The sequence below is a fragment of the Vibrio cyclitrophicus genome (assembly GCA_023206055.1).
Lineage (GTDB): Bacteria > Pseudomonadota > Gammaproteobacteria > Enterobacterales > Vibrionaceae > Vibrio > Vibrio cyclitrophicus_A.
In genome coordinates this window covers 1670112-1691930 of sequence record CP065366.1, presented here as the reverse complement: position 1 = coordinate 1691930, position 21819 = coordinate 1670112, and the positions used below count along the sequence as shown (strand labels likewise).

Below are 21819 nucleotides of genomic sequence, written 5' to 3'. Positions count from 1 at the left end.
AACGATCGGATTTAGTACACCTTATGAAAATCAATGAGGTTGAATGTGAGGTCGCTTACCCAGAAATCGCCGTTCAAGTCGGCACCCTGCACGTATCGCTTGTCGCCCATTTCTAAAGTCACAATGTATTTACCCGCGATGAGCCCTTCAACCATATAGAAGCCATCGCTTTCGATTTCACTCGAATACTCGGTGCCTTTTTGTATGTGCTTAAAGTGCAAATAGGCATTGTCTTCTAATGTGCCTTCAAGCGTACCATCGACACCAAATGACACCACCATTTCGATGTGAGCATGAGTTAACCCGACTTGCTTAGTGTTTACAAACACAGGGTTTTGAATCGGTGTCAGGTTAAGATCGAGTGCCCCTTCATCAATATAGATAGGCAGATTATCTCGAGCGGGAACACTTGAGAATTCAAACTGGCCTTTTGCATCACTGACCGCTCGTTGGTCCAAGATTTGTAGGCTTACACCTTGTATGGGTTGTTTGTGGTGATCGTAAACAATGCCCGTCAACTTAGAATGGTTGTATCGATTCCACTCAACAAACTGACCAATGCTTTCATCAAAGTAAGTCTTCGCGCCGAATTCTGTCGTCATCTCAACACCGTATCGGTCTTCGGTTCCTTCCAGTTTAAAGAGCAAATAAGGATTCACACGAGCTTCTACAGAGGCAGTAAACGAAACCTCCTGTTTTTGATAGCGAGCCGATACATTAGTGGTGAGCTCTTGAAAAACCTCCAGAGGATCGAGCAGGCACTCTTTACAGGCATTCCTTAGGGACAGTTCCGTTCGTTCATGATGACCCGAGCCATCAACGGTTCCTGAGATATTCCACGACGTATCCGAAAACCCGCTTTTGGCCAGGCCAATAGTGTGTAGATAATCATCTTGATGAGAAGCTTTAGTGTACCGATAGTCACCGGCGTATGAGACAAACAAATTACGAGCCACTTTCGAATTCAACTTGGGTTCAACGCTCAATTCGTCGTCGTCATCTCTCACCGTTAAAAAGGCCGTTAGGTTTGCAAGCGACAGGTTGTATTTGAATACATCGTACTCCATCGACTCCAAGTCCAATTCATCGGTTTTATTAAGCTCTATCGATGCCGACTGATCGCCGTTGATCAAGATATCAAACTCCATTGGAAAGCGGTTGAACTCTGGTAACCAGCCGATATGGCCAGCAAACCAGTGCGCTGGTAAATATCGTCCTTGAAAGCCAATAAGGTCTTTGCCATGTTGCCTCATAAAGGCGCTACCCACGGTGAAGTAATCGGCAAGCCCATATTCAAGTGACACAGCGCCCGCTCGGTCCGCGCCTTCATTACCCACCACTTGCACGCCCCACTCGTTACGTGGCAAAAATGCATCTTCTAAACCAGCAACGGTGATCTCCTCCTCTTGCCAAACACCTTTCGACAAGTAGTAGCGAAACTTGATGGTGTCTCCGGGGGAAATATTGTCTTCTTCGACTACGAAACGTCCAAACTCATCGGAGCGATAAGTGGTTTGATAAATACCATTAACCAAAACATCAATGCTGATGTTTGGCTGAGTCGTTCGTTCAAGTTGAAGGTTGCCGAACTCTGTCTGCCGCTTTCGATTGGTATAATAGAGCCCATCTTCGAGGGTTTGATTCACGGTAAATACGCTGCCATCTAATAACACATGGCCGACTTCCAAAGAGCCTTCACCGTCATGAGCTCCTATCGCAATGTTGTAATAAACGATGGGGTTATCTTCTCGTGAATCAATCGACAAGCGAGACAAAGAGTGTTCAGTGCTTAATATGGTGTCTGAGATTGCGTAAACGTCACCGCCAGTTTCATTGTCGTGATAAACAGAAGCCGCTAACCGAGTAGCCAAACCCACGGCGGCAACAGGTTCGAAAGCTGGTGTGTTTTCAGCTCGCTTGAGATCCTCGGCCTTCTTACGTGACTCATTTTTCATCTTAGAAATGGCCGCTTCCAGTTCAGTTAATGAGCTGAATTCTGGAAAAACGGTGAGCCGATAATCATCAATATCCCAACGCACTTTTGCCGGGATACAAGCTTGTAAGCTGTACCAGTGGATGTAAGTTTCATCGTCTATGACTTGATATTTGATCGACTGGATATTGTTGTCATCGCGATAACAGATGGCTTGTTCGGTATCAACAATATACGGCGGAGATTCTCTTCCCACATCTTGTGGCAAGTACAGCTCGCAATATCCGCTTTCATCACACTGACCATTCATTTCGAGCAGATAAAAAGCGGCATTGGATATCGAAATGAAGGGTTCTTCGTAGTCATCCATCATGACACGATAAAAGCTATCCCCCACTTTTCCGACTCGAACTTCAACATGAGCTGGATAGAGTTCGCTCCCCTCACCTTCTTCTTCAGATTGCGAATACGCAGCAAAAGGAAACAGTGAAGCGAGCAACAAAAGTCGCCAAAGCATGCAATTGAACACTAGCCTTTAAAGAGTCTGCGACAATGAAACGAGCACTAAAGAACACATTCGTACAGAGGCTGTTCGTTCTGAACCAGTGAGATCTTTGAGCCTTTTGGAAAAGGCTTAGTTAGTTCAGCATTACGAAGTAGCACCACTTTTTCGCTATGCTCGTCGACATTCAATTTTGCAGTAAATTGAAAGTTACCATCGTTGCGAATCTTGATGCTTTGGTTGTCACAGGCAAACTTAACATCTTGTACCTGCTTACCTTTCTGAACATAAACAGGCACATAACTGTTAATATGAAAGTTCAGTTGAAAAGCTGAACCGTCACTGTTGGTTTTGCTTGAAGACAACGCAATGTCCGATAACTCTGCGGCTTTTGCTATTGGGGAAAACCACAAGTAAGCACGATATTCACCATCAGCCATGTCAGCAGGCAGAGCATTCATACGTAAGCGAACCGTGCGTCTTTGATTGGGTTTAAGTTCACGAATTATTGGTGGTGACACTTTAATCCAACTTGCGATGTCTTCCGATTCAGCAATATTAGCGTCAGTCCGAACCAAACCACTCGCCTTTACTGGGCGATAAATCGGTTTTATTTCTAAGCGAATCGGTTGATCTGAGTTATTTTCGACGACGATTTTTTCAGTCACTGAAGTGTCGGCATCCAAAACAAAACGAGTCGGAGCGATGAGTAGCTGAGCATAGGCTTGTGTTGTGAAGATTAAGCCGAGAACACATGAGATAAACAACTTCATTTATAATTAACCTCAAAAGGGATTGTACTGGTGTAAAGGCCTGCGGGGTGGTTCGCACCGATTTTCACTTTGGCACCAATACACAATAAATTGCTTCTTCCATTGCCTTTGATCTTGGCTCGACCTCGCTTTGATAAGCCGCAACCGAAGTAAAACTTCCTAATACGCAGGCGTTTGGATTTACGAGAATGATTTAGGTATTGCTTAGAAGGGAGAGAAACCACGATTTTTTTACCCGGCTCACCTTCAACGTAAAAGCGCACCACATAAACCTGACTATTGGCTGGGTTTGAATCCGCATTCTGCCCCGAACCAGAGATATACATGCCCGGAAATTTTACTTCCATATTCTCAGGAATAACTTCTAGCGCATGAAAAGGGCTGGAATAAAAAATTAGACCGATATAAATTGCGTATTTAAATAGAACGCTCATAGTTAAGACGGCTGCTTTACAACAGCCGTAAATATTATACTGGTTTCATTTAATTATTGGTAAGTTACATCTACTGCAACGTTAGCAGTATATGTACCAGCAACTAATGTCGCACTTGAAGTACGCGCAGTGCCACCAATATTAAGATCTGCAGTACCACCCGTAAGGGTAATAGCGTTATTAAAGTCAAATTCGGCTGCAATCGTATTTACGCCATTCACCAAGTTAGTATCAGAAATACTTACTGTTACTGCATCACCAGACTCTCCAGAGAGAGTAAATGCCGCTGCTCCAGCATCACCTTGAGCGATAACAACGTCCGTTGTGTTGTCTGAAGTGATGATACCGAAATCAAGATCACTGGTTTTTGTCATTGTAATTGCTTGTTTTACTTCCAGTGTTGCATCAAAAGTGTCACTCACAGCGAAAACGTTCGCTGAAGAGATAGAAAGTGCAGATACAGCAACAACCTTAAAGACTTTGTTCATTTCTTTAATCCTTTATATAAAATCGGCTTTATTATTAGGGTTACCTAACAGTCAATCAAAGTTAACAATTAAGTAACAACAATCCTATTTAGAAAATATATACATTGACACTTATTTATAAAGAAATGAGGTACAGTGAGAATAAGATCACGCAAATTGATATAAATAACACTAATGAGAATAATGGTATTAGATTATTACTTCCAATTATATATAAAACTGGTTTTACATCTAATTCCTTTGTTTTTGTGCGTTATTCATTTTTATAAAACACCTTAATGAAAATATTCCACAAATAAAATATAACATCCCCTTCATTATTCAACTCAACTGGATAACTATATAGATAGACGTGTTGTAATACAGTCTCAAAAGTGAAACAAACTGATATTTAGTACGCATTGTAATAAAAATGAAATATTAAAGATTTCTTTATATCCAATTCAAACACAGATTATAGAAAACATTAATAATGATACAGTGACAAATCTCCAGCTCAATTCACCCCGACAATCATAAAATCCATAAATTTAATTAAAGCTAAGAGAATTATATTGTGAAAATCGCCTTGTTTGGACAAAGCCTAGACAGACAAGTAGAGCGACTTAAACATCTGCACTACGGTTTATAGTAAAGCGATTTAGGCATAGCTACAGCGGATTAGCCTCAGGTACATAGGATTTGCACCAGCCCAAAAACAACAAGCGAGTTTCTAATCACACGGTTTTAGAGTCAAAGACCAACAAACTCATTCGCAGTAAACCTGAAAACCCAACTCCTCTCCTTACAAAGGCTAAGGTGGAAAAGAGGTAAGCAGGCAAAATCGTGACTATTAAAAAGCCACAATTGGATTCAAAACCTTCCCCGCTGAGTCGATTGAATAGTAAAGCACCGTTTTCCGGCAATTTATTTGTGATCTGGGTTGCACGCGTACCGCATCCTATCAGATACTGAACAAAACTAACCTTCAGCCACAGTAGACGGTCTTCGCCTACTGTTCAGGAAATTCAATGAGTTCAGATAATCAGCCAACCTATTTCTTTTTCGATTACGAAACTTGGGGCGTTAGCCCAGCAAAAGACCGTCCGAGTCAATTTGCGGGTGTTCGTACCGATCAAGATTTCAATGTTATTGGAGAGCCTCTGGTTATCTATTGCCAGCCCCCTGCTGATTACCTCCCTGCACCTGAAGCAGCGTTGATCACCCGTATCACACCACAGAAAGCGGCTTCACAAGGTCTTCCTGAACCAGAATTTATCGCTAAGATCCATGCTGAATTAGCGAAACCAAACACCACAAGCCTTGGCTACAACAGTATTCGATTTGATGATGAAGTGACGCGTTACACCTGTTATCGAAACTTCATTGACCCATATGCGTGGAGCTGGCAGAACGGTAATTCACGTTGGGATCTATTAGATGTAATGCGCGCTGTTCACGCACTTCGCCCTGAAGGCATTGTTTGGCCAGAGAACGAAGAAGGGTATCCAAGCTTCAAACTGGAGCACCTATCTGTGGCAAACGGCATTGAACACGAAAACGCGCACGACGCGATGGCCGATGTTATTGCGACTATCGAGTTAGCGAAGAAGCTAAAAGCTGCACAACCTAAGATGTTCGATTACCTTTACAACATGCGTCATAAGCGTAAGCTGAATGACCTGGTTGATATTGTAAACATGACACCATTAATGCACGTTTCGGGCATGTTTGGTCGTGATTGTAATTACACGAGTTGGATAGTGCCGATGGCTTGGCACCCAACCAACCAAAATGCGGTTATCGTGGTTGATTTAGCGAAAGATCCAAGCCCGCTATTAGAACTGGATGCTGATGAACTCAGAGAAAGGCTCTACACTAAACGCAGTGAACTGGGTCAAGACGAGTTACCCGTACCCATCAAATTGGTTCAACTGAACAAGTGCCCTATTCTTGCTCCAGCCAAAACGCTGACGGCTGAAAATGCCGAAACCATCGGTATCGATCGTCAACAATGTTTGAAGAACTTGGCACTACTGCGCGAACATCCAGAGATTCGCGAAAAACTGATCGGCCTGTACTCACAAGAACGAGAGTATGAAAAGAGTGATGATGTTGATACACACCTTTACGACGGTTTCTTTTCACCTGCTGACAAAACAGCGATGAACATCATTCGTGAAACTGACCCAAATAACTTGGCCGCTTTGGATATCACTTTCAGTGATGAACGCATTAAGCCGTTGTTGTTCCGTTATCGTGCTCGTCATTTCCCATGGACGCTCGACGAAACTGAACAACTGAAATGGGCAAACCATTGTCGTGAGTTTTATGAGAGCCGTTTAGAAGAGTATATGTTGAACCTAGAAAACCTTGCGCACGAACATGAAAGCGACGAGAAGAAAATGGCTATCTTGAAGGCGGTTTATCAATACGTAGAAAAGTTAGCCAGCTAATTCCATTATCAAGAGATGTGACACTTTGAAAGAAAGATTGATCAAACTCGTATACTGCTTAATCTCCTTCACCTTAATCATAGGTGCACTCACAGCAGGTAACGCGTTACAGCATTTATTAGATACCTCTATTCCTGGCAGTATTTTTGGTATGTTGATTCTGTTTGCCGCTATGGTGATTGGTATTGTTCCTGAGCATTGGGTTCAGCCTGGTGCAAGCTTGATTATCCGTTTGATGATCTTATTGTTTGTCCCTATCAGCGTCGGGCTTATGGATCATTTTGACATGCTTATCGCCAATGCTTTACCAATTATGGCAAGCGCCGTTGGCGGAACCTTAATCGTGTTGGTTTCCTTATCATGGTTCTTAGACCGCTTGCTTTCGAGAGGTAAATAATCATGTGGATTCTACTGACCATTGTGGTTTTCTTGTTTGCTCGTTGGGTAAGCCAAAAAGTTAATTCGCCATTTTGTAATCCTCTACTCATCAGTATTGGTATCATCATTCCAATCCTGTTGTTTTTCAAAGTACCTTTTGAAACCTATTACGCAGACAATACTTGGATTACCTACATGCTCCAACCCGCGGTAGTCGCGCTGGCTTTTCCTCTATATGAACAGTTACCTCAAATCCGATCCAACTGGCGTATCATTACCTTTGCTTGCACGCTCGGCAGTGTCATGTCGATGACAACAACAGCATTAATTGCAGTGGCTTTTAAAGCTGACTTAACCTTGATTGCGAGTTTATTAGGTAAATCAGTCACCACGCCAATAGCGATGGAAGTATCGAGCCATTTAGGTGGTGAAGCAGCGATTGCGGCAATATTAGTATTGATTGTTGGTCTGTTTGGGGCAATTTTCGCTTATCCAATCTACAATATCATTGGTATTAAGAGCCCTATCGCCCGTGGCTTAACCATGGGTACCGTATCCCACGCTTTGGGTACGGCAACGTGTGCTGAAAAGAATCAGGAAGATGCAGCATTCAGTTCCCTAGCTTTAGTTCTTTGTGGCGTAATTACCTCGATTATTGCACCGACCATATTTTCTATCGTGGTTTGGATCTACGCTTAAACTAATGGCTTCAGTTTAAGCTAATAGACTGGGACTTAAGTTTTAAAAACATCCAATGAGCCCAAGCGAAACTCTGAGCATTTCAGTGTCTGTTTGGGCTTTTTGTTCTCATTTTTTCATCAATTTTTAGCTAAACGCACCCAATTTCAGACAATAAATGCGATATCAAGGGTAGTTTTTGTCTTTGCAATCGATTTCATCTGTGACCTCACTCTAATTATGCAAGCCAATGTAACAGCAACAGAGCAATAGTGATCACTATCACAGAAAATTCCTGAGTATCGCATAGAATTAAAGCCTAAGGTCAATTAAGGATTCAACATGAACAGTCGTATTACCCTGGCGCTGGAAAGTGCTCCATCATCAATGAAAGCGCTTTTGAGTGACATCGTATTAGCAGACAACTTTGACGCGACATTGTCTCCAGAACAATTTGCCAGCTTACTGCAAGCAAGTGGTCTAGCTGATGACGAGCTACGTATTGCGCTACTTCCTTTTGCCGCAGCGTATTCTTACGCTCCGTTATCTGACTTTTATGTTGGTGCTATCGTGCGTGGTTTGTCTGGTACTCTGTATTTTGGTGCAAACCTTGAAATAGCGGGTGCTCAACTTGGTCAAACAGTGCACGCTGAGCAATCTGCAATCAGTCACGCTTGGATGAAAGGCGAGCAAGGTATCTCCGATATCACGATCAACTTCAGCCCTTGTGGTCACTGTCGTCAATTCATGAATGAGCTGACAACAGCAAAAGAACTTAAAGTTCAGCTGCCACAACGTGATGAAATGTCTCTGCAAGAGTACCTGCCAGACTCATTCGGCCCTGCTGATCTAGGTGTGACAACTGGCCTAATGACTAAGCTTGATCATAAGTACACGACCGAAGAAACAACGCCTATTGTTGTAGAAGCGCTAGCGGCACTAAACCGCAGTCATGCTCCTTACACAAAAAACCTAAGTGGTGTTTCACTACAACTGACATCGGGTGAGATTTTCACGGGTGCTTACGCAGAAAATGCGGCGTTCAACCCAAGCCTTCCACCTCTGCAAGTCGCGTTAATTCAACTTAAACTGGCTGGCTTCGATTTTGAGCAAATTGAAAGTGCTGCTTTGGTTGAAATAGCAGAAGGTAGCATCAGTCACCTAGCGGATACGCAATCTACATTAGAAGCGATAAATCCCGACATTCCAGTGACTTACTTAGCAATCTAAGTACATCTAATTAACAAAAATTTAAATAAGCAGCTCTATTTAACAGGGCTGCTTTTTTTTATGCCTGTAATTAACGCAACAACTTGCGCAAACGTTTGCTTTTATCATTGAAATAAGTATGATCACCCCGTTTTCAATCAATCGTTAAAAGATCGGAAGGAATTTCTATGTTTGGTACTGCTACTCGTGAAAATGCTACTCGTGTACTTCTATTAGGTTCAGGTGAACTCGGCAAAGAAGTTGCTATCGAGTGCCAACGTTTAGGTTTGGAAGTTATTGCTTGTGACCGTTATGCAGACGCACCAGCAATGCAAGTTGCACACCGTAGCCATGTAGTGGACATGTTAGATGGTGATGCTCTTCAAGCTATCATCGAACTAGAAAAGCCAGATTATGTAGTTCCTGAAATTGAAGCTATTGCTACCAGCAAGCTAGTAGAGCTAGAAGCACAAGGCTTAAATGTCGTTCCAACTGCGAATGCGACCAAGCTAACGATGAACCGCGAAGGTATCCGTCGCCTAGCCGCAGAAGAGCTAAAACTAAGCACTTCTCCTTACCGCTTTGCAGACACCTTTGAAGATTTTGCCGCTGCTGTTGAATTCGTCGGTATGCCTTGCGTTGTTAAGCCAGTAATGAGTTCTTCAGGTAAAGGCCAAAGCGTTATCAAAACAGAAGAAGACATTCAAAAGTCTTGGAACTACGCGCAAGAAGGTGGTCGTACTGGCGCGGGTCGTGTGATCGTTGAAGGCTTTATTGACTTTGATTACGAGATCACTCTTCTAACCGTTCGTGCAGTCGACGGTGTTCATTTCTGTGCCCCAATCGGTCACCGCCAAGAAGACGGTGACTACCGTGAATCATGGCAGCCACAAATCATGTCAGACAACGCTCTGAAAGCGGCGCAATACACGGCAGAACAAGTGGTTAACGCATTAGGCGGTCACGGTATCTTTGGTGTCGAGCTGTTTGTTAAAGGCGATCACGTTATCTTCAACGAAGTCTCCCCTCGCCCACACGATACTGGCTTAGTAACATTGATGTCTCAAGACTCATCTGAATTCGCACTGCACGTGCGCGCCTTTACGGGTATGCCAATCAAATCAATCACACAATACGGCCCGTGTGCATCAGCGGTTATTCTAGGCCAAGGCACTTCAACCAACATTCGTTTTGAAGGTCTTACAGAGGCGCTAGACGCACCACAAACACAAGTTCGCTTGTTTGGTAAGCCAGACATCGATGGTCGCCGTCGTTTAGGTGTGGCACTTACTCGTCGTAAGAGCACTGAAACAGCGATTGAAGATGCAATTGAGAGTGCTTCAAAAGTAAAAGTGATTTACTAACCAGCTATTCAATTCTGAACAATCACGAGTTCAAATCTGAACAATAAAAAAGACGGGCTATCGAGCCCGTCTTTTTGTTGGTGTCATCTTTTTTATTTGAGCGGTCTTTTCGTTTGAAAGCTCACTGAATTTAAGCGTCTGACTCAATCAAATACACTTCTTCACTGAATCGAGACAAGCCTTTCTTAGCAATCTTCGGATGTTCATCGTCTGCGATATCTTGATTCAACAATGTAATTTTGTATCCTGCAAACAACTGATCGATCTCTAATTTAGGTACGCTAAACGGAGGCCCTGTCATCTCGCTTTGGTCATAATCCAGAGTCACCAGAAGGATCTTTCCACCCGGTTTCACCAGTTGTTTTAAACGCTCGACATACTGCACTCGCATCTCTTGAGGCAATGCGACTAAAGACGCGCGATCATAAATGGTATCGACAGGCTGGATCGGCGCTGTGAAATAATCGCCTGTATAGATGTTCAGTTCATCGAATTGATACAGCTCGTGCTGACCATTGATTTGAGTCACAGTCGGCGTGTAAAGGTGCTCTGCAAAAAATGCACGGACCGCAATCTGGCTTAACTCGACACCTTGAACATCTTCATGCTTTGAAGCTAGCCAAATCAGATCTTCACTTTTACCACAAAGTGGAACAAACACACTCTTCTCGTAGCTAGGCTCAGTCTTTTCCCAAAATTTAATCAGAAGTGGGTTTACATCTTCAAGGTGGAAACCAATTTGGTTGGCTGCCCATTTATTGTGCCAAAATTCAGGATTATTCATCTTTCGTTCATGTTAAACAGTCATAATGCAAGGGTACAGTATAGAGAGGTAAGAGCAACCTTAGCTTGGTTTAAAGTACCAAATTGGTTTCGATAAAATCAGAAACTGATTAAGTTCAAAGTTCTGATAATTGCGGAACTAACGGTTGGATTATTTGTCTATATCTTCACATTTTAAAGCAATATTAAACGTTAAAGTTGGTTTCTGTCTTAACTAGCCCCATTTAATATGTAGCGAGTTAAGTTAGGCTGTTTTTACTCTTTTGCGTTACTGGTTACCCCTTTTGACTACCCGTTTTTGTAACCTTGTATTTTGGAGTTTGAATGAGTGTATTTCTCCGTACGACGGCCCTAATGCTTCTGGTATTGAGCCGAGCGCCTGCATTCGCAGCAGCACCTGTTTCAACAAGTTCAACTGATCAATCGCGCACAGCGTCATCGCAAAACCAAGTTTCATCAAATGTATTCCGCCATAGTCTAAGCGGCTTGTATGGCATCAAGGCATTCGACTCACGTCCGACTCAGCCTTATACCGACTTCGATATTCTGTACAGCAAAGCTCATCAAGGCCAAGCTGAACTAGAAACTATCTGTAAAAGTACAGCCCTACTCACCAATTCTGAAGCGCTATTTGCTGGCGTTAAATCTCAAGCTCGTGCAGAAGAAAAAATCGCCCTTGAGCTTGATGGTGATGTAACAAAAATTACCGACTTAGCCCGTGCAACTATCATCGCGAACGATGTAGAGAGCTTGGTTGAAGTCTACGAAGCGCTAAGCCGCGAAGCAGACGTTGTTAAGCTGAAAAACAAGTTTAAATCGCCAGCTGACTCAGGCTACCGTGACCTTAACTTGTTGGTTCGTTTACCTAAAACCAACATTATTGCTGAAGTTCAGCTTCACTTGAAAGCAATTGCTGACGTGAAAAGTGGCCCTGAGCACGAGCTATATAAAATTATCCAAGGTATTGAGCGTCACGCCATTGCAGAACATCGCCCAATCAACGATATCGAAGCGGCGCAAATTAATAGCCTAAGACGCCAATCTTTAGAGCTTTACCAACAAGCATGGCAACCGTATATCACGACTCATATTAAAGCCGCGTAAACCGTTTAGAACACCACAGAATATCAACTCAAAGGGCTGCCATTAATTTGCAGCCCTTTCTTTTTGGCTATATTACATTCTGGAGATCAGTTAGGCAGCGTAGCTAGCCGAAAAGCTCAAAGTGAATCTATCGGCTTATAGCTCTAGAAAGCTAGACGAGATAGAGATAGAGATAGAGATAGAGATAGAGATAAGAATAAAGGGAATAGTTTTAACGCAGTTTAAAATTAGACGTCACATACAAAAAGACCACGCTAGGCGTGGTCTATTGCTTGGCTACTTCTCGATTTTAATATTTTCGACACGGGCCTTTAGTTTTTGTCCCGGTCTAAAAGTAACAACACGTCGAGCAGAAATTGGAATGTCTTCACCAGTTTTCGGGTTACGACCAGGTCGCTCGTTTTTCTCGCGAAGATCAAAATTACCAAAACCAGACAGTTTTACCTGTTCGCCATTTTCGAGCGCTTTACGAACTTCTTCGAAAAACACTTCCACCGTTTCCTTGGCATCCCGCTTGCTGTATCCGAGTGTCTCAAACAGGTTCTCAGCCAAATCGGCCTTCGTGAGTGCCATAAAACTTTCCTCAAAGCTATGTTAAACATTGCTACTATCGCCAGTAGCGCCAAAGCATTTACCCTATTCAATCAATGAGATAAGGTCATTTACAAGGAAAGTGTATGCCAAGCTTCTGATTTTCGCCAACTTTTTTATCCTAACTATTTAATTATTCTTTCAAATCAGAAAGATAACTCACTTAAAATTTCACACATATAGCTAAAAACCATCTAATCCATAGCTACCAAATGGAATTATACTCCACACAAACACCACAATACAGAATTTAAAACTTTAGCGATCTAAATAATAATTTTTGAGACTTTTCTCTGATACCCAATAAAATCAGCCACTTGATTTGATATGAGACTCAACAGAGGTTACTAAATAAGCGTTATTAAATATGAGATTTGTATCATTTCAGAATTTAATTCGAATTCACTTATAATAACCCATGTTCTTTTAGGCTTTTAATCAGTAATTCAATCATTATAGGAAAGCTTCTTTGGCACAACATGCAAATGGTGGACAATAAATAGCTCATGTTCGTCTATGTGCATCTACGAGGTACGCACCAAAAGAGAGATCCCACCTAAAAGATTCTTGAAGTAAAAGTTCGTTTCTTGAAATTGATTGTTATGTTATAACATATCTATATTATCACTAATTTTGTGGATTGAATGAGAGACATCGAAGCGATCATTGAGCACGTAAAACAAGGCTGTAAAACAAACGGAAAACAGTTTACCGCTAAGAGACTGTTGATACTGCGAGCACTGGTTCATGCCGACAAAGCTCTGTCTGCGTATGAAATCGTTGAATATTGTAAGGAACACTTTGATCAACACGTTCAAGCGATGTCGGTTTATCGAGTGTTGGAATTTCTTGAAGAGCGACACTTGGCGCACAAACTGCAAGTCTCGAACAAGTACATACTTTGCGACCATATCCTTTGCGATCATGAGCACGGTATCCCGCAGTTTTTGATTTGCTCTAAGTGCGACAAAATCAGCGAGCAAACCATCGCCCCTTCTATCATTCGCGATCTTCAATCTCACGCAAAACAAGAAGGCTTTACTGTAACAAGCCCTCAGTTAGAGATTAGCTGCGTATGTGATGAATGCGTCGATACATAAGCTCTAAGCTCTAAGCTCTAAGCTCTAAGAAGCATAGCCGTAACGCTATTTTCTTAGACACTCCCCCAGCATTAGCACTAATCAAAAAGGAAGAATGAACCGCTATGTCTGCAACACTCATCAAGAATGCCCGTTTGGTCAATGAAGGCATCATTACCGAATCGGATCTATTGATCATTAACCAGCGAATAGAAAGAATAGCCAACAACATCGAACCAAAGCCAGATGATGAGATTATTGACGCTCAAGGCTGCTACCTCCTTCCTGGAATGATTGACGACCAAGTCCATTTTCGCGAACCGGGATTAACACACAAAGGCTCAATCGCCACTGAGTCACGAGCTGCGGTTGCAGGCGGTATTACCAGCTATATGGAGATGCCAAACGTAAACCCTGCTACAACGACCATTGAAGCCTTAGAAAGAAAGTTTGATATTGCAGCACAAAGCTCGTTAGCAAATTACTCGTTTTATCTCGGAGCAACCGAAGACAATCTCGAACAAATTAAACGTCTCGACCCAACTAAGCACTGCGGTGTAAAGGTGTTTATGGGCGCTTCAACGGGCAACCTGTTGGTTGAAGATCCTCAAGCACTCAATGCCATATTCCGTGATTCTCCCGTCCTAATTGTCACTCACTGTGAAAGCGGGCCTGTTATCGCGAAAAACCAAGAACAATTAAGAAAAGAGAAAGCGGTTTTCACGATTGAAGATCACCCCATTCTAAGAGATGACAAAGCTTGTTATACCTCTTCTTCCTATGCGATTGAGCTAGCCAAAAAACACAACAGTCAACTTCATGTGCTGCACATCACGACAGAAAAAGAACTCGCTCAGTTTGAAGCCGGCCCCATTCAGGGAAAACGTATTACCGCAGAAGCTTGTGTCCATCACTTATGGTTTAGCAATAAAGATTACGCAACGCTCGGTAACCAAATTAAGTGCAACCCAGCCGTCAAATACCCTAGTGATAAAGACGCTCTATTAGCAGCATTGAGCACGGGCCAAATCGACATCATCGCGACAGATCACGCGCCACATACATGGGAAGAGAAACAAGTTCCCTATGAACAAGCACCCGCCGGTTTGCCTTTAGTCCAACATGCATTGTTGACCCTATTTGACCATGTGAAGTCTGGAAGAATGACAATAGCTCAGGTTGTAGAGAAAACGGCTCACAACCCAGCACTGCGCTATGCAATACGTGAACGAGGCTTTATTCGCGAAGGTTACTACGCTGATTTAGTACTGGTTGACTCGCAAGCACCTACTTTAGTCAGCAATGACAACAGCTTATATCAATGTGGGTGGTCGCCATTCGCAGGGCACGAATTCTCTGCTCAGATAAAACACACATGGGTCAATGGTGCCAAGGTTTATAGCAATCCAGAATCCCCTGATAACCAAAATACGCATATCGCTGATGCATCAAAAGGCATATCTAGTGACATGGTCACTCCAGCAATGAGGCTGTCATTCGAGCGCTAGTTCAGCAGTTATTACCATCAATAAAAAGAAATCAATATGTTAAGAAGAAATCCAAGCGGTCATATGCCAGAAGTATCGGAGACCGCTTTCATTGACCCGACCGCCATCATCTGCGGCAAGGTCATCATTGAAGACAACGTGTTTATTGGCCCTTACGCTGTGATTCGAGCTGACGAGGTCAACGAACAAGGTGACATGGAAGCCATTGTGATTAAGCGCGACACCAACATTCAAGATGGTGTGGTTATTCACTCTAAAGCTGGCGCTGCCGTCACTATTGGTGAACGCTCATCCATCGCTCACCGATCGATCATTCATGGTCCTTGTCAGGTCTGTGATGACGTATTTATTGGCTTCAACTCAGTCGTCTTTAATGCGGTGATTGGCAAAGGTTGTGTGATTCGCCATAACTGTGTAGTGGACGGACACGACTTACCTGAGAACTTCCATGTACCACCAATGACTAACATCGGTTCAGGGTTTGATTTGAACAATATCTCAAAAGTACCACCCGAGTATTCTGCGTTTTCAGAGTCCGTTGTTTCGGCAAACCATACCCTTGTGCAAGGTTATAGGAGAATTGCCAATGAACTCTGATAAAAAGCCTCTCTTGGGTATTCCAACCAATATCATTACCGGCTTTCTCGGCGTAGGTAAAACGACCGCAATTCTCAATCTAATGAAGAACAAACCCGCAGATGAAAACTGGGCTATTTTGGTGAACGAATTTGGAGAAATCGGCGTAGACGGCAGTTTGATCCAAGGGAACGACAACAAACAACAAGTGTTTATCCGAGAAGTGCCTGGCGGCTGTATATGTTGCGCGGCTGGTTTACCGATGCAAATCGCACTGAATCAACTGCTGTTTGAGGCAAAACCCGATCGCTTGTTGATCGAGCCGACCGGGCTTGGTCACCCTAAAGAAGTGCTAGAAGTCCTGTCTTCAGAACACTATCGTAAAGTGTTGTCACTACAGAAGAACGTTACTTTAGTCGATGCCCGTAAGCTATCTGACGCACGTTACTCTGAACACGATACCTTCAATCAGCAAATCACCATTGCCGATACCATCGTGGGTAATAAAGTCGATCTCTACAAAAGTGGCGATGCAGAAAAACTGGCGGAGTACGTCGCTCAGGTTTGCCACCCAGACACAAAACTCATATTTGCCCATCACGGTAAGATCCCTTTCGGTGAGTTTGAAGGAGACACCAACTTTTACCATCATCAAGCTCATGGGCACCATCACCACCATCATCATAAACAAGACAAGCCACTCGCTTCAGAATTACCGATGCCAGAGAGCGGTATGATAAAGGCTAATAACCAAGGTGAAGGGTTTGAAAGTATTGGTTGGCGATTCGCGGCTGATAAACTGTTCGATCGCCAGCAATTGCTTAAGGTATTAGTTGGACTCAAAGCCGAACGAATGAAAGCGGTGTTCATCACTCAAAGCGGCATCTTTGGTTACAACCTAACGGAAGATGGCCTAACAGAGTGTGAGTTAGATGAGTGCAATGAAACCAGAATAGAAGTCATTGGTTATAGCATCGACAACGATCTAGAAAACCAATTGTTGGCGTGTCAGATCTAACCAGAACTGGTTAATTCTCCCGCTCCCTAAAATCAAAGCCCTATGAATTGATACATTCATAGGGCTTTTTAACTAATCCGTTATAGGTTCAAAACGCTAGTTCACTGAGACCAAACGCTTGTCGGCCAGTGCCATGGCAATGTTGGCTTTAGCGTAAGCACTTTCATTAATGAAATGTGGATAGGTGTCTTGTTCACGCTCCCAGTAAATATCATAGCCAAAGAAAGTCGCCAGTATTGGCTCACCTTTCTTCACTACCTCGAAATCTCGACCACAGATCGCTGGGTGCACAGTAGCAACACGCATACCGTCTGGGCCAAGCGGAACATTCACCTCTTCAACATAGAAGAAAGCATCGTAGTCTTCTAACGCTTGTACTTGGTTGAGGTTGTGCTTCTCAACGTAATCAAGAACCATGGTCAGCATCTGCTTCATCAATTTGAGTGTATCGAACTTCAGTGAGCCATGTGCCTGAGCACCAACTTCAATCATCACCCCACACTTCCCAGCAGTACAAAGGTAAGGCTGCTCATCCCAAGGCTTTCTATCTTCAAACAGAATATTAGCTTCAGGCATTCGTTGTTTCACATACGCGCCCATTTTTTGATAGAAAGCATCATTGGAAAGCAAGATTAGTGTCGCCCCCATATTGCTGGTCGTGTTGTGTAAATCCACAATCAGTTGTTGCTCTTTGCTTGCGTGTCTGTCTATAAACTGTCGCGCCACTGTGTACTCTGCTAAACCCATAGTGTCGTCGTGGTTAGCATTAGAAAACTGACGGTTTAGGTCGGTATCAAGGTATCGTACGTTCTGCTCTACCGCTTTAGGGTTTGCGATAACTGAATTCGTAGAAAATGTCGAACGATCGGCGGCATACATACGCTCTTTGATCAGCTTGTGTAGGTAAATACCTGAGAGCTCATTGCCGTGTGTTCCGGCAACCAGCAAGACTTGCTTAATTTTATCCATGATATTGATGTCCAAATGTCGAGTGTTCTATTTTTGATATGATATAACATAACAATCAAAACCCCAATTCTCCAGTTAAGTTCAGCGACAGACAGCAAATCCCAAATCTGAATCAATTAACGTTTATCAAGTAGTCATCGAGAATAGCCTTGATACCAAAAGAGGACTCATTGATAAAACTTATCCTCGTTCACAGCTCATATTCGATAGCTATTCAGAATCGAATTTTAATAACCTTACATCATAATAGAGCGCGCTATTCTTTATATCTTGACTCGGCTAAAGCCCCAAACCGTAAGGAAATTCAATCGCCTCAAAACCCTTAAATGCTGAGTTTGCAAGCACCCACAAAATTATGCAACTTGGCTAATGACACATCACTTTTTGTCGTCAATATACAGCCGTCAGCGCTGGCGTTATCCTGTATTTGAAGAGAACTATTATGAGTGATAAAACCAAAAACAAACCATTACCTTCCTTTATTGAAGAACGCTTGAGCTTCTATATTCAAGATCTAATTACCCAGAACCAAAGCCAAAAACACTTGGTATTGGGTAAACGTCCATCGCGCGACGCCGTTGTCTTGCAAAGCAATGATTATTTGTCTTTGTCGCACAACAAAGCAATCCAACAAGCTCACCAAGCTGCGATCTGTGAACACGATGACAACGTCGTGATGTCTGCGATTTTCTTACAAGATGCAGACTCTAAACCTGCGTTTGAAACCGAACTCGCGAACTATGTTGGAATGGAAAGTTGCCTACTTTCTCAATCTGGTTGGGCAGCCAATATTGGGTTGCTTCAAACAATCTGTCCGCCAAATACGCCTGTGTATATCGACTTCTTTGCACACATGTCGCTATGGGAAGGTATTCGCGCGGCGGGTGCGATGGCTCACCCATTTATGCATAACAATATGAGTCATTTACGTAAGCAACTGGAACGTCATGGTTCCGGTGTGGTTGTTGTCGACTCGGTTTACAGCACCATCGGTACCATTGCCCCGCTCCGCGACATCTACGAAATGGCGCAGGAGTTTGACTGCGCTGTTATCGTCGATGAATCGCACTCATTAGGAACGCACGGTGAAAAAGGTGCAGGCTTGGTGCAAGCTCTCGGGCTCAATGACCAAGTCGACTTTATCACGGTCAGCTTAGCCAAAACCTTCGCTTATCGTGCAGGCGCGATCCTTGGGCCCAAACAGCTATCCGATACTTTGCCGTTTGTCGCTTATCCCGCCATTTTTAGCTCAACTGTGTTGCCGCAAGAGGTGATTCGTTTAGAGAAAACATTGGAGGTGATTAAAGGTGCAGATGACAAACGAGAAACCCTGTTTAAGCGAGCACAATCGCTCATTACGGGTTTAAAGCGGATCGGCTTTAACATCCGTAGTGAATCTCAAATCGTCTCGCTAGAATGCGGTAATGAAAGAAATACAGAGCGAGTACGCGATTTCCTTGAAGAGCGGGATGTGTTCGGCGCAGTGTTCTGCCGTCCAGCGACGGGTAAGAATAAGAACATCATCCGATTTTCAGTGAATGCTGACATGACGCTACGAGACATTGACCATGTGCTCACGGTTTGTCACGAGGCGTACCATCACCCAGAGTTAGAATTCGTGTAACTCTGTACGCACCAATTCTATAACTAACGGCAGGACTGAATGGACGCTATCATGTCGCGATACAAAAAGAGCCCAGCAATTCGCTGAGCTCTTTCTTGAATCCATGTCTACCCAATACCCCTGTACTTCAGACTGTTACATCCACTAAATCCAGTGAGCTATTTTATCGAACAGTCGGTTTTTATCTGCGGGTTTGACGATGAAATCAGACATACCTGATGATTCCATTTTCTCCAAAGTGACGGGCGAACTGTCACCGGTATGGGCAATAATCGGAACAGAAGAGTAAGCCTTGTTAGCACTTCGAATTCGGCGAGAAGCTTCCACACCATCCATGATAGGCATTTCGATATCCATGAGAATCAAGTCAATATCATCACTATCCAAAGCGTCTAAGGCTTGTTGGCCATCCTCTTTCTGCACAACATCAAACCCCTGTTTTTCCAATAACATCGCAGTAAATCGGCGTAGAGATTCGTTGTCATCCACCACCATGATCGTACGCTTATTCGCAGCCTCTAGCGGTTTTACCGGCACAGACGGCATCACATAATTGGAATCAAACAGTAAACGATCGATGGTCGCTTTGGTATTGAGTAGCCAAACTTGTGTTTCCACCCAAATAGGCTCGAAAGAAACGTTACGTACACGCCTAATCGGATGATGCTCATAGAGGTAAATGATTCGAGCTTCAGTAAACGAAAGCAGTGACTCAATTCTCTCCAAACAGCTAACTCGTAGATCCAAGCTCTCCATATCCACGAATACCAAATCAAATTCGAACTGATATTCCTTATTTTTAAGCGCAGAGGCGACATCCATAATAGTGACGTCAAAGCCCATAAAACGCGACATCTCGGTCATTTTACTGGCCAGAACCTTCTGGTCACTGATCATCACTACAGTCTTTAACTTAGTCAGTTCGCTCTTAATTTCTTCCACTGAATTGGATGTCAGAGATGGGAACGTCATCGTGAACTGCGTCCATTGTTCCACTTCCGACTGACATTTAATTTCGCCACCAAATGAGCGCATGACCTTCTGACAGAAGGGTAAACCTAAACCGTAATTACCCGATTGGCCTGTGGTGTAGAAATCTTGGAAGATGCGGCGAATCACATCGCTTGATATGCCAGATCCGTTATCCGTCACCATGATTTGATTGGTTACTTCATCACTGCACATCGTGACATGAATATGGAAATCTTCAGGGCTGCGATGATGGAATGCGTTCTTGAACAGGTTATACATCACATACTTCAACAAGGTATCGCTGCCTAAGAAGTCAAAGTCGCTTTGTACGTCTAAAGAGATTGCAGATTTATCGGCTGCGCGCTTGTAGTTAAAGCTGACAATCGAATCCTCAACGACCGCTTGCGCCGAATGTTTTTTAAAGGTCGAGCGAGATACACGGTTTTCATCAATTGAAGTCAGTAGCAGATCAATCGTTTCGTTACCGGAATGAATGATCTCCATCGCTTCATCACCCACTTCTCGCAACTGGATAACGTCTTCATTGCTCAGCGCATATTGCCCTTTATGGTCGCCACTTTTAGGGTTCGGCAGTATGGATTGTATGACATCTATCGAGGTCAACAAACCACTTAACGGGTTTCGCATCTCATGGGCAATACCGGCACCAAAAGACTTCGCCAGTGACACCTTATTTTCATGTTCCATCTGATTACGGAAGTAGAATAAATTACCGAATAAGTAGATAAACAAAAAGATTGGCACATGCGTCCAATCCATTGTGAGCTCTAGGTAGAAACCTTGTGCCACCCAAGCACATAACGTCGCAATTCCGATTCCGGCAAAAGTTTGAGCGAACATAACTTTAGTGACGTGCACCAACAAAATATGCAGGAATATAGCTGACATGAACGACATGACCCAAACGTTGGACCAATTGTTCATCAGCAGCATGTAAAAGAAGAAACACGGCAAGCAGAGGGTTACCGCGACTTGGTAATAAGCAGGAAGGTATTTGCGCCATTCAAATGGGACACGATTACGGAAAATGATGCCTAAGAACAGTACCGAACACGCTAGACGCAGCGGTAGGTTTTCATAAGGTTGAGGGAACAAAAATTCCCACACAATGTAGTAAATGGGAAAGCCGACAAAGCCCATCCAACCCACTAGGGTAAGGTTTGGTTCTGCGTACTGGTAAACTTTACGAATCGCGTTCATACGAATTACTTTGTTCTCTAAGCCCTGACGTTTATCAATTCTATGATTTAGTTTTTATACTTATAATTTGGCGCCGATTATATTACACATCACCTCCGAGCAGTGAGGTTTCAATCAAATATGTATCAACGCTTTTGTTTTAATTATTGACAAGATGAATGAAGTCTCAGTTTTATATTC

At 43.3% G+C, this 21819-nt stretch carries 19 protein-coding genes; 11 read left to right on the top strand and 8 right to left on the bottom strand.

Features of this window, described 5'->3' with window-relative positions; translation table 11 throughout:
• Positions 1 to 11: 11 nt before the first annotated feature.
• The 4 genes from ITG09_07590 to ITG09_07575 are packed head-to-tail and all read right to left on the bottom strand — an operon-like array spanning position 12 to position 4130.
• A complete protein-coding gene (locus ITG09_07590; protein ID UPR53474.1) occupies positions 12 to 2450 on the bottom strand; it encodes a carboxypeptidase regulatory-like domain-containing protein in 2439 nt (812 codons plus the stop codon).
• Between the two features lie 47 nt (positions 2451 to 2497).
• Positions 2498 to 3208 carry a molecular chaperone gene (locus ITG09_07585; GenBank protein UPR53473.1) on the bottom strand — a complete coding sequence of 237 codons (711 nt, stop codon included), beginning with the start codon at positions 3206 to 3208 and terminating at the stop codon, positions 2498 to 2500.
• The gene (locus ITG09_07580; GenBank protein ID UPR53472.1) at positions 3205 to 3642 is read right to left on the bottom strand and encodes a DUF4402 domain-containing protein; all 438 of its coding nucleotides are present in this window, start codon (positions 3640 to 3642) and stop codon (positions 3205 to 3207) included. The genes ITG09_07585 and ITG09_07580 overlap by 4 nt, the downstream gene beginning before the upstream one ends.
• 53 nt (positions 3643 to 3695) lie before the next feature.
• A complete protein-coding gene (locus ITG09_07575) occupies positions 3696 to 4130 on the bottom strand; it encodes a DUF4402 domain-containing protein (protein ID UPR53471.1) in 435 nt (144 codons plus the stop codon).
• A 1010-nt stretch (positions 4131 to 5140) separates the two neighbouring features.
• Here ITG09_07575 and sbcB point away from each other — a divergent pair.
• From sbcB to purT, 5 genes are all read left to right on the top strand, one after another.
• On the top strand, positions 5141 to 6565 hold the full coding sequence (gene sbcB / locus ITG09_07570; protein UPR53470.1) for an exodeoxyribonuclease I: 1425 nt from the start codon (positions 5141 to 5143) through the stop codon (positions 6563 to 6565).
• Positions 6566 to 6590: 25 nt separating this feature from the next.
• The gene (locus ITG09_07565) at positions 6591 to 6962 is read left to right on the top strand and encodes a CidA/LrgA family protein (protein UPR53469.1); all 372 of its coding nucleotides are present in this window, start codon (positions 6591 to 6593) and stop codon (positions 6960 to 6962) included.
• Positions 6963 to 6964: 2 nt separating this feature from the next.
• On the top strand, positions 6965 to 7642 hold the full coding sequence (locus tag ITG09_07560) for an LrgB family protein (protein ID UPR53468.1): 678 nt from the start codon (positions 6965 to 6967) through the stop codon (positions 7640 to 7642).
• Positions 7643 to 7963: 321 nt separating this feature from the next.
• Entirely contained in the window at positions 7964 to 8851 is an 888-nt protein-coding gene (gene cdd / locus ITG09_07555; protein UPR53467.1) for a cytidine deaminase, read from the top strand.
• 167 nt (positions 8852 to 9018) lie between these two features.
• Positions 9019 to 10194, top strand: a complete 1176-nt coding sequence (gene purT, locus ITG09_07550) for a formate-dependent phosphoribosylglycinamide formyltransferase (GenBank protein UPR53466.1) — start codon at positions 9019 to 9021, stop codon at positions 10192 to 10194.
• Between the two features lie 130 nt (positions 10195 to 10324).
• Here the strand turns inward: purT and ITG09_07545 are convergent, their stop codons facing one another.
• Positions 10325 to 10978: a thiopurine S-methyltransferase gene (locus ITG09_07545; GenBank protein ID UPR53465.1), complete on the bottom strand. Its 654-nt coding sequence runs from the start codon at positions 10976 to 10978 to the stop codon at positions 10325 to 10327.
• Between the two features lie 323 nt (positions 10979 to 11301).
• Between ITG09_07545 and ITG09_07540 the strand changes: the two genes are divergently transcribed.
• Positions 11302 to 12081 carry a RelA/SpoT domain-containing protein gene (locus ITG09_07540; protein ID UPR53464.1) on the top strand — a complete coding sequence of 260 codons (780 nt, stop codon included), beginning with the start codon at positions 11302 to 11304 and terminating at the stop codon, positions 12079 to 12081.
• Positions 12082 to 12357: 276 nt separating this feature from the next.
• Here ITG09_07540 and ihfA read toward each other — a convergent pair whose 3' ends face one another.
• A complete protein-coding gene (gene ihfA, locus ITG09_07535) occupies positions 12358 to 12654 on the bottom strand; it encodes an integration host factor subunit alpha (protein UPR53463.1) in 297 nt (98 codons plus the stop codon).
• A 662-nt stretch (positions 12655 to 13316) separates the two neighbouring features.
• Between ihfA and ITG09_07530 the strand changes: the two genes are divergently transcribed.
• The 4 genes from ITG09_07530 (at position 13317) to ITG09_07515 (ending at position 16853) form a co-directional block, all read left to right on the top strand.
• Entirely contained in the window at positions 13317 to 13772 is a 456-nt protein-coding gene (locus ITG09_07530; GenBank protein ID UPR53462.1) for a transcriptional repressor, read from the top strand.
• 104 nt (positions 13773 to 13876) lie between these two features.
• On the top strand, positions 13877 to 15259 hold the full coding sequence (locus ITG09_07525; GenBank protein ID UPR53461.1) for a dihydroorotase: 1383 nt from the start codon (positions 13877 to 13879) through the stop codon (positions 15257 to 15259).
• A 36-nt stretch (positions 15260 to 15295) separates the two neighbouring features.
• Positions 15296 to 15856: a carbonate dehydratase gene (locus ITG09_07520; protein UPR53460.1), complete on the top strand. Its 561-nt coding sequence runs from the start codon at positions 15296 to 15298 to the stop codon at positions 15854 to 15856.
• The gene (locus ITG09_07515; protein UPR53459.1) at positions 15846 to 16853 is read left to right on the top strand and encodes a GTP-binding protein; all 1008 of its coding nucleotides are present in this window, start codon (positions 15846 to 15848) and stop codon (positions 16851 to 16853) included. The genes ITG09_07520 and ITG09_07515 overlap by 11 nt, the downstream gene beginning before the upstream one ends.
• A 96-nt stretch (positions 16854 to 16949) precedes the next feature.
• Here the strand turns inward: ITG09_07515 and ITG09_07510 are convergent, their stop codons facing one another.
• Positions 16950 to 17822, bottom strand: coding sequence for an aspartoacylase (locus tag ITG09_07510; GenBank protein ID UPR53458.1), 873 nt, complete (start codon positions 17820 to 17822; stop codon positions 16950 to 16952).
• 442 nt (positions 17823 to 18264) lie between these two features.
• On the opposite strand from ITG09_07510, the gene cqsA reads away from it, so the two are divergent.
• Positions 18265 to 19446, top strand: a complete 1182-nt coding sequence (gene cqsA / locus ITG09_07505; GenBank protein UPR53457.1) for a quorum-sensing autoinducer CAI-1 synthase — start codon at positions 18265 to 18267, stop codon at positions 19444 to 19446.
• Between the two features lie 144 nt (positions 19447 to 19590).
• Here the strand turns inward: cqsA and ITG09_07500 are convergent, their stop codons facing one another.
• The gene (locus tag ITG09_07500) at positions 19591 to 21639 is read right to left on the bottom strand and encodes a response regulator (protein ID UPR53456.1); all 2049 of its coding nucleotides are present in this window, start codon (positions 21637 to 21639) and stop codon (positions 19591 to 19593) included.
• Positions 21640 to 21819: the final 180 nt, after the last annotated feature.

What these genes read in the sequence shown, in the direction of transcription:
- ITG09_07575 (UPR53471.1), bottom strand. Translation starts at nt 4,130, where the DNA reads ATGAACAAAGTCTTTAAGGTTGTTGCTGTATCTGCACTTTCTATCTCT.
- ITG09_07500 (UPR53456.1), bottom strand. Translation starts at nt 21,639, where the DNA reads ATGAACGCGATTCGTAAAGTTTACCAGTACGCAGAACCAAACCTTACC.
- ITG09_07520 (UPR53460.1), top strand. Translation starts at nt 15,296, where the DNA reads ATGTTAAGAAGAAATCCAAGCGGTCATATGCCAGAAGTATCGGAGACC.
- ITG09_07540 (UPR53464.1), top strand. Translation starts at nt 11,302, where the DNA reads ATGAGTGTATTTCTCCGTACGACGGCCCTAATGCTTCTGGTATTGAGC.
- ITG09_07545 (UPR53465.1), bottom strand. Translation starts at nt 10,978, where the DNA reads ATGAATAATCCTGAATTTTGGCACAATAAATGGGCAGCCAACCAAATT.
- cqsA (UPR53457.1), top strand. Translation starts at nt 18,265, where the DNA reads ATGAGTGATAAAACCAAAAACAAACCATTACCTTCCTTTATTGAAGAA.
- ITG09_07560 (UPR53468.1), top strand. Translation starts at nt 6,965, where the DNA reads ATGTGGATTCTACTGACCATTGTGGTTTTCTTGTTTGCTCGTTGGGTA.
- ITG09_07580 (UPR53472.1), bottom strand. Translation starts at nt 3,642, where the DNA reads ATGAGCGTTCTATTTAAATACGCAATTTATATCGGTCTAATTTTTTAT.
- ITG09_07525 (UPR53461.1), top strand. Translation starts at nt 13,877, where the DNA reads ATGTCTGCAACACTCATCAAGAATGCCCGTTTGGTCAATGAAGGCATC.
- sbcB (UPR53470.1), top strand. Translation starts at nt 5,141, where the DNA reads ATGAGTTCAGATAATCAGCCAACCTATTTCTTTTTCGATTACGAAACT.
- ITG09_07510 (UPR53458.1), bottom strand. Translation starts at nt 17,822, where the DNA reads ATGGATAAAATTAAGCAAGTCTTGCTGGTTGCCGGAACACACGGCAAT.
- purT (UPR53466.1), top strand. Translation starts at nt 9,019, where the DNA reads ATGTTTGGTACTGCTACTCGTGAAAATGCTACTCGTGTACTTCTATTA.
- ITG09_07585 (UPR53473.1), bottom strand. Translation starts at nt 3,208, where the DNA reads ATGAAGTTGTTTATCTCATGTGTTCTCGGCTTAATCTTCACAACACAA.
- ITG09_07590 (UPR53474.1), bottom strand. Translation starts at nt 2,450, where the DNA reads ATGCTTTGGCGACTTTTGTTGCTCGCTTCACTGTTTCCTTTTGCTGCG.
- ihfA (UPR53463.1), bottom strand. Translation starts at nt 12,654, where the DNA reads ATGGCACTCACGAAGGCCGATTTGGCTGAGAACCTGTTTGAGACACTC.
- cdd (UPR53467.1), top strand. Translation starts at nt 7,964, where the DNA reads ATGAACAGTCGTATTACCCTGGCGCTGGAAAGTGCTCCATCATCAATG.
- ITG09_07515 (UPR53459.1), top strand. Translation starts at nt 15,846, where the DNA reads ATGAACTCTGATAAAAAGCCTCTCTTGGGTATTCCAACCAATATCATT.
- ITG09_07530 (UPR53462.1), top strand. Translation starts at nt 13,317, where the DNA reads ATGAGAGACATCGAAGCGATCATTGAGCACGTAAAACAAGGCTGTAAA.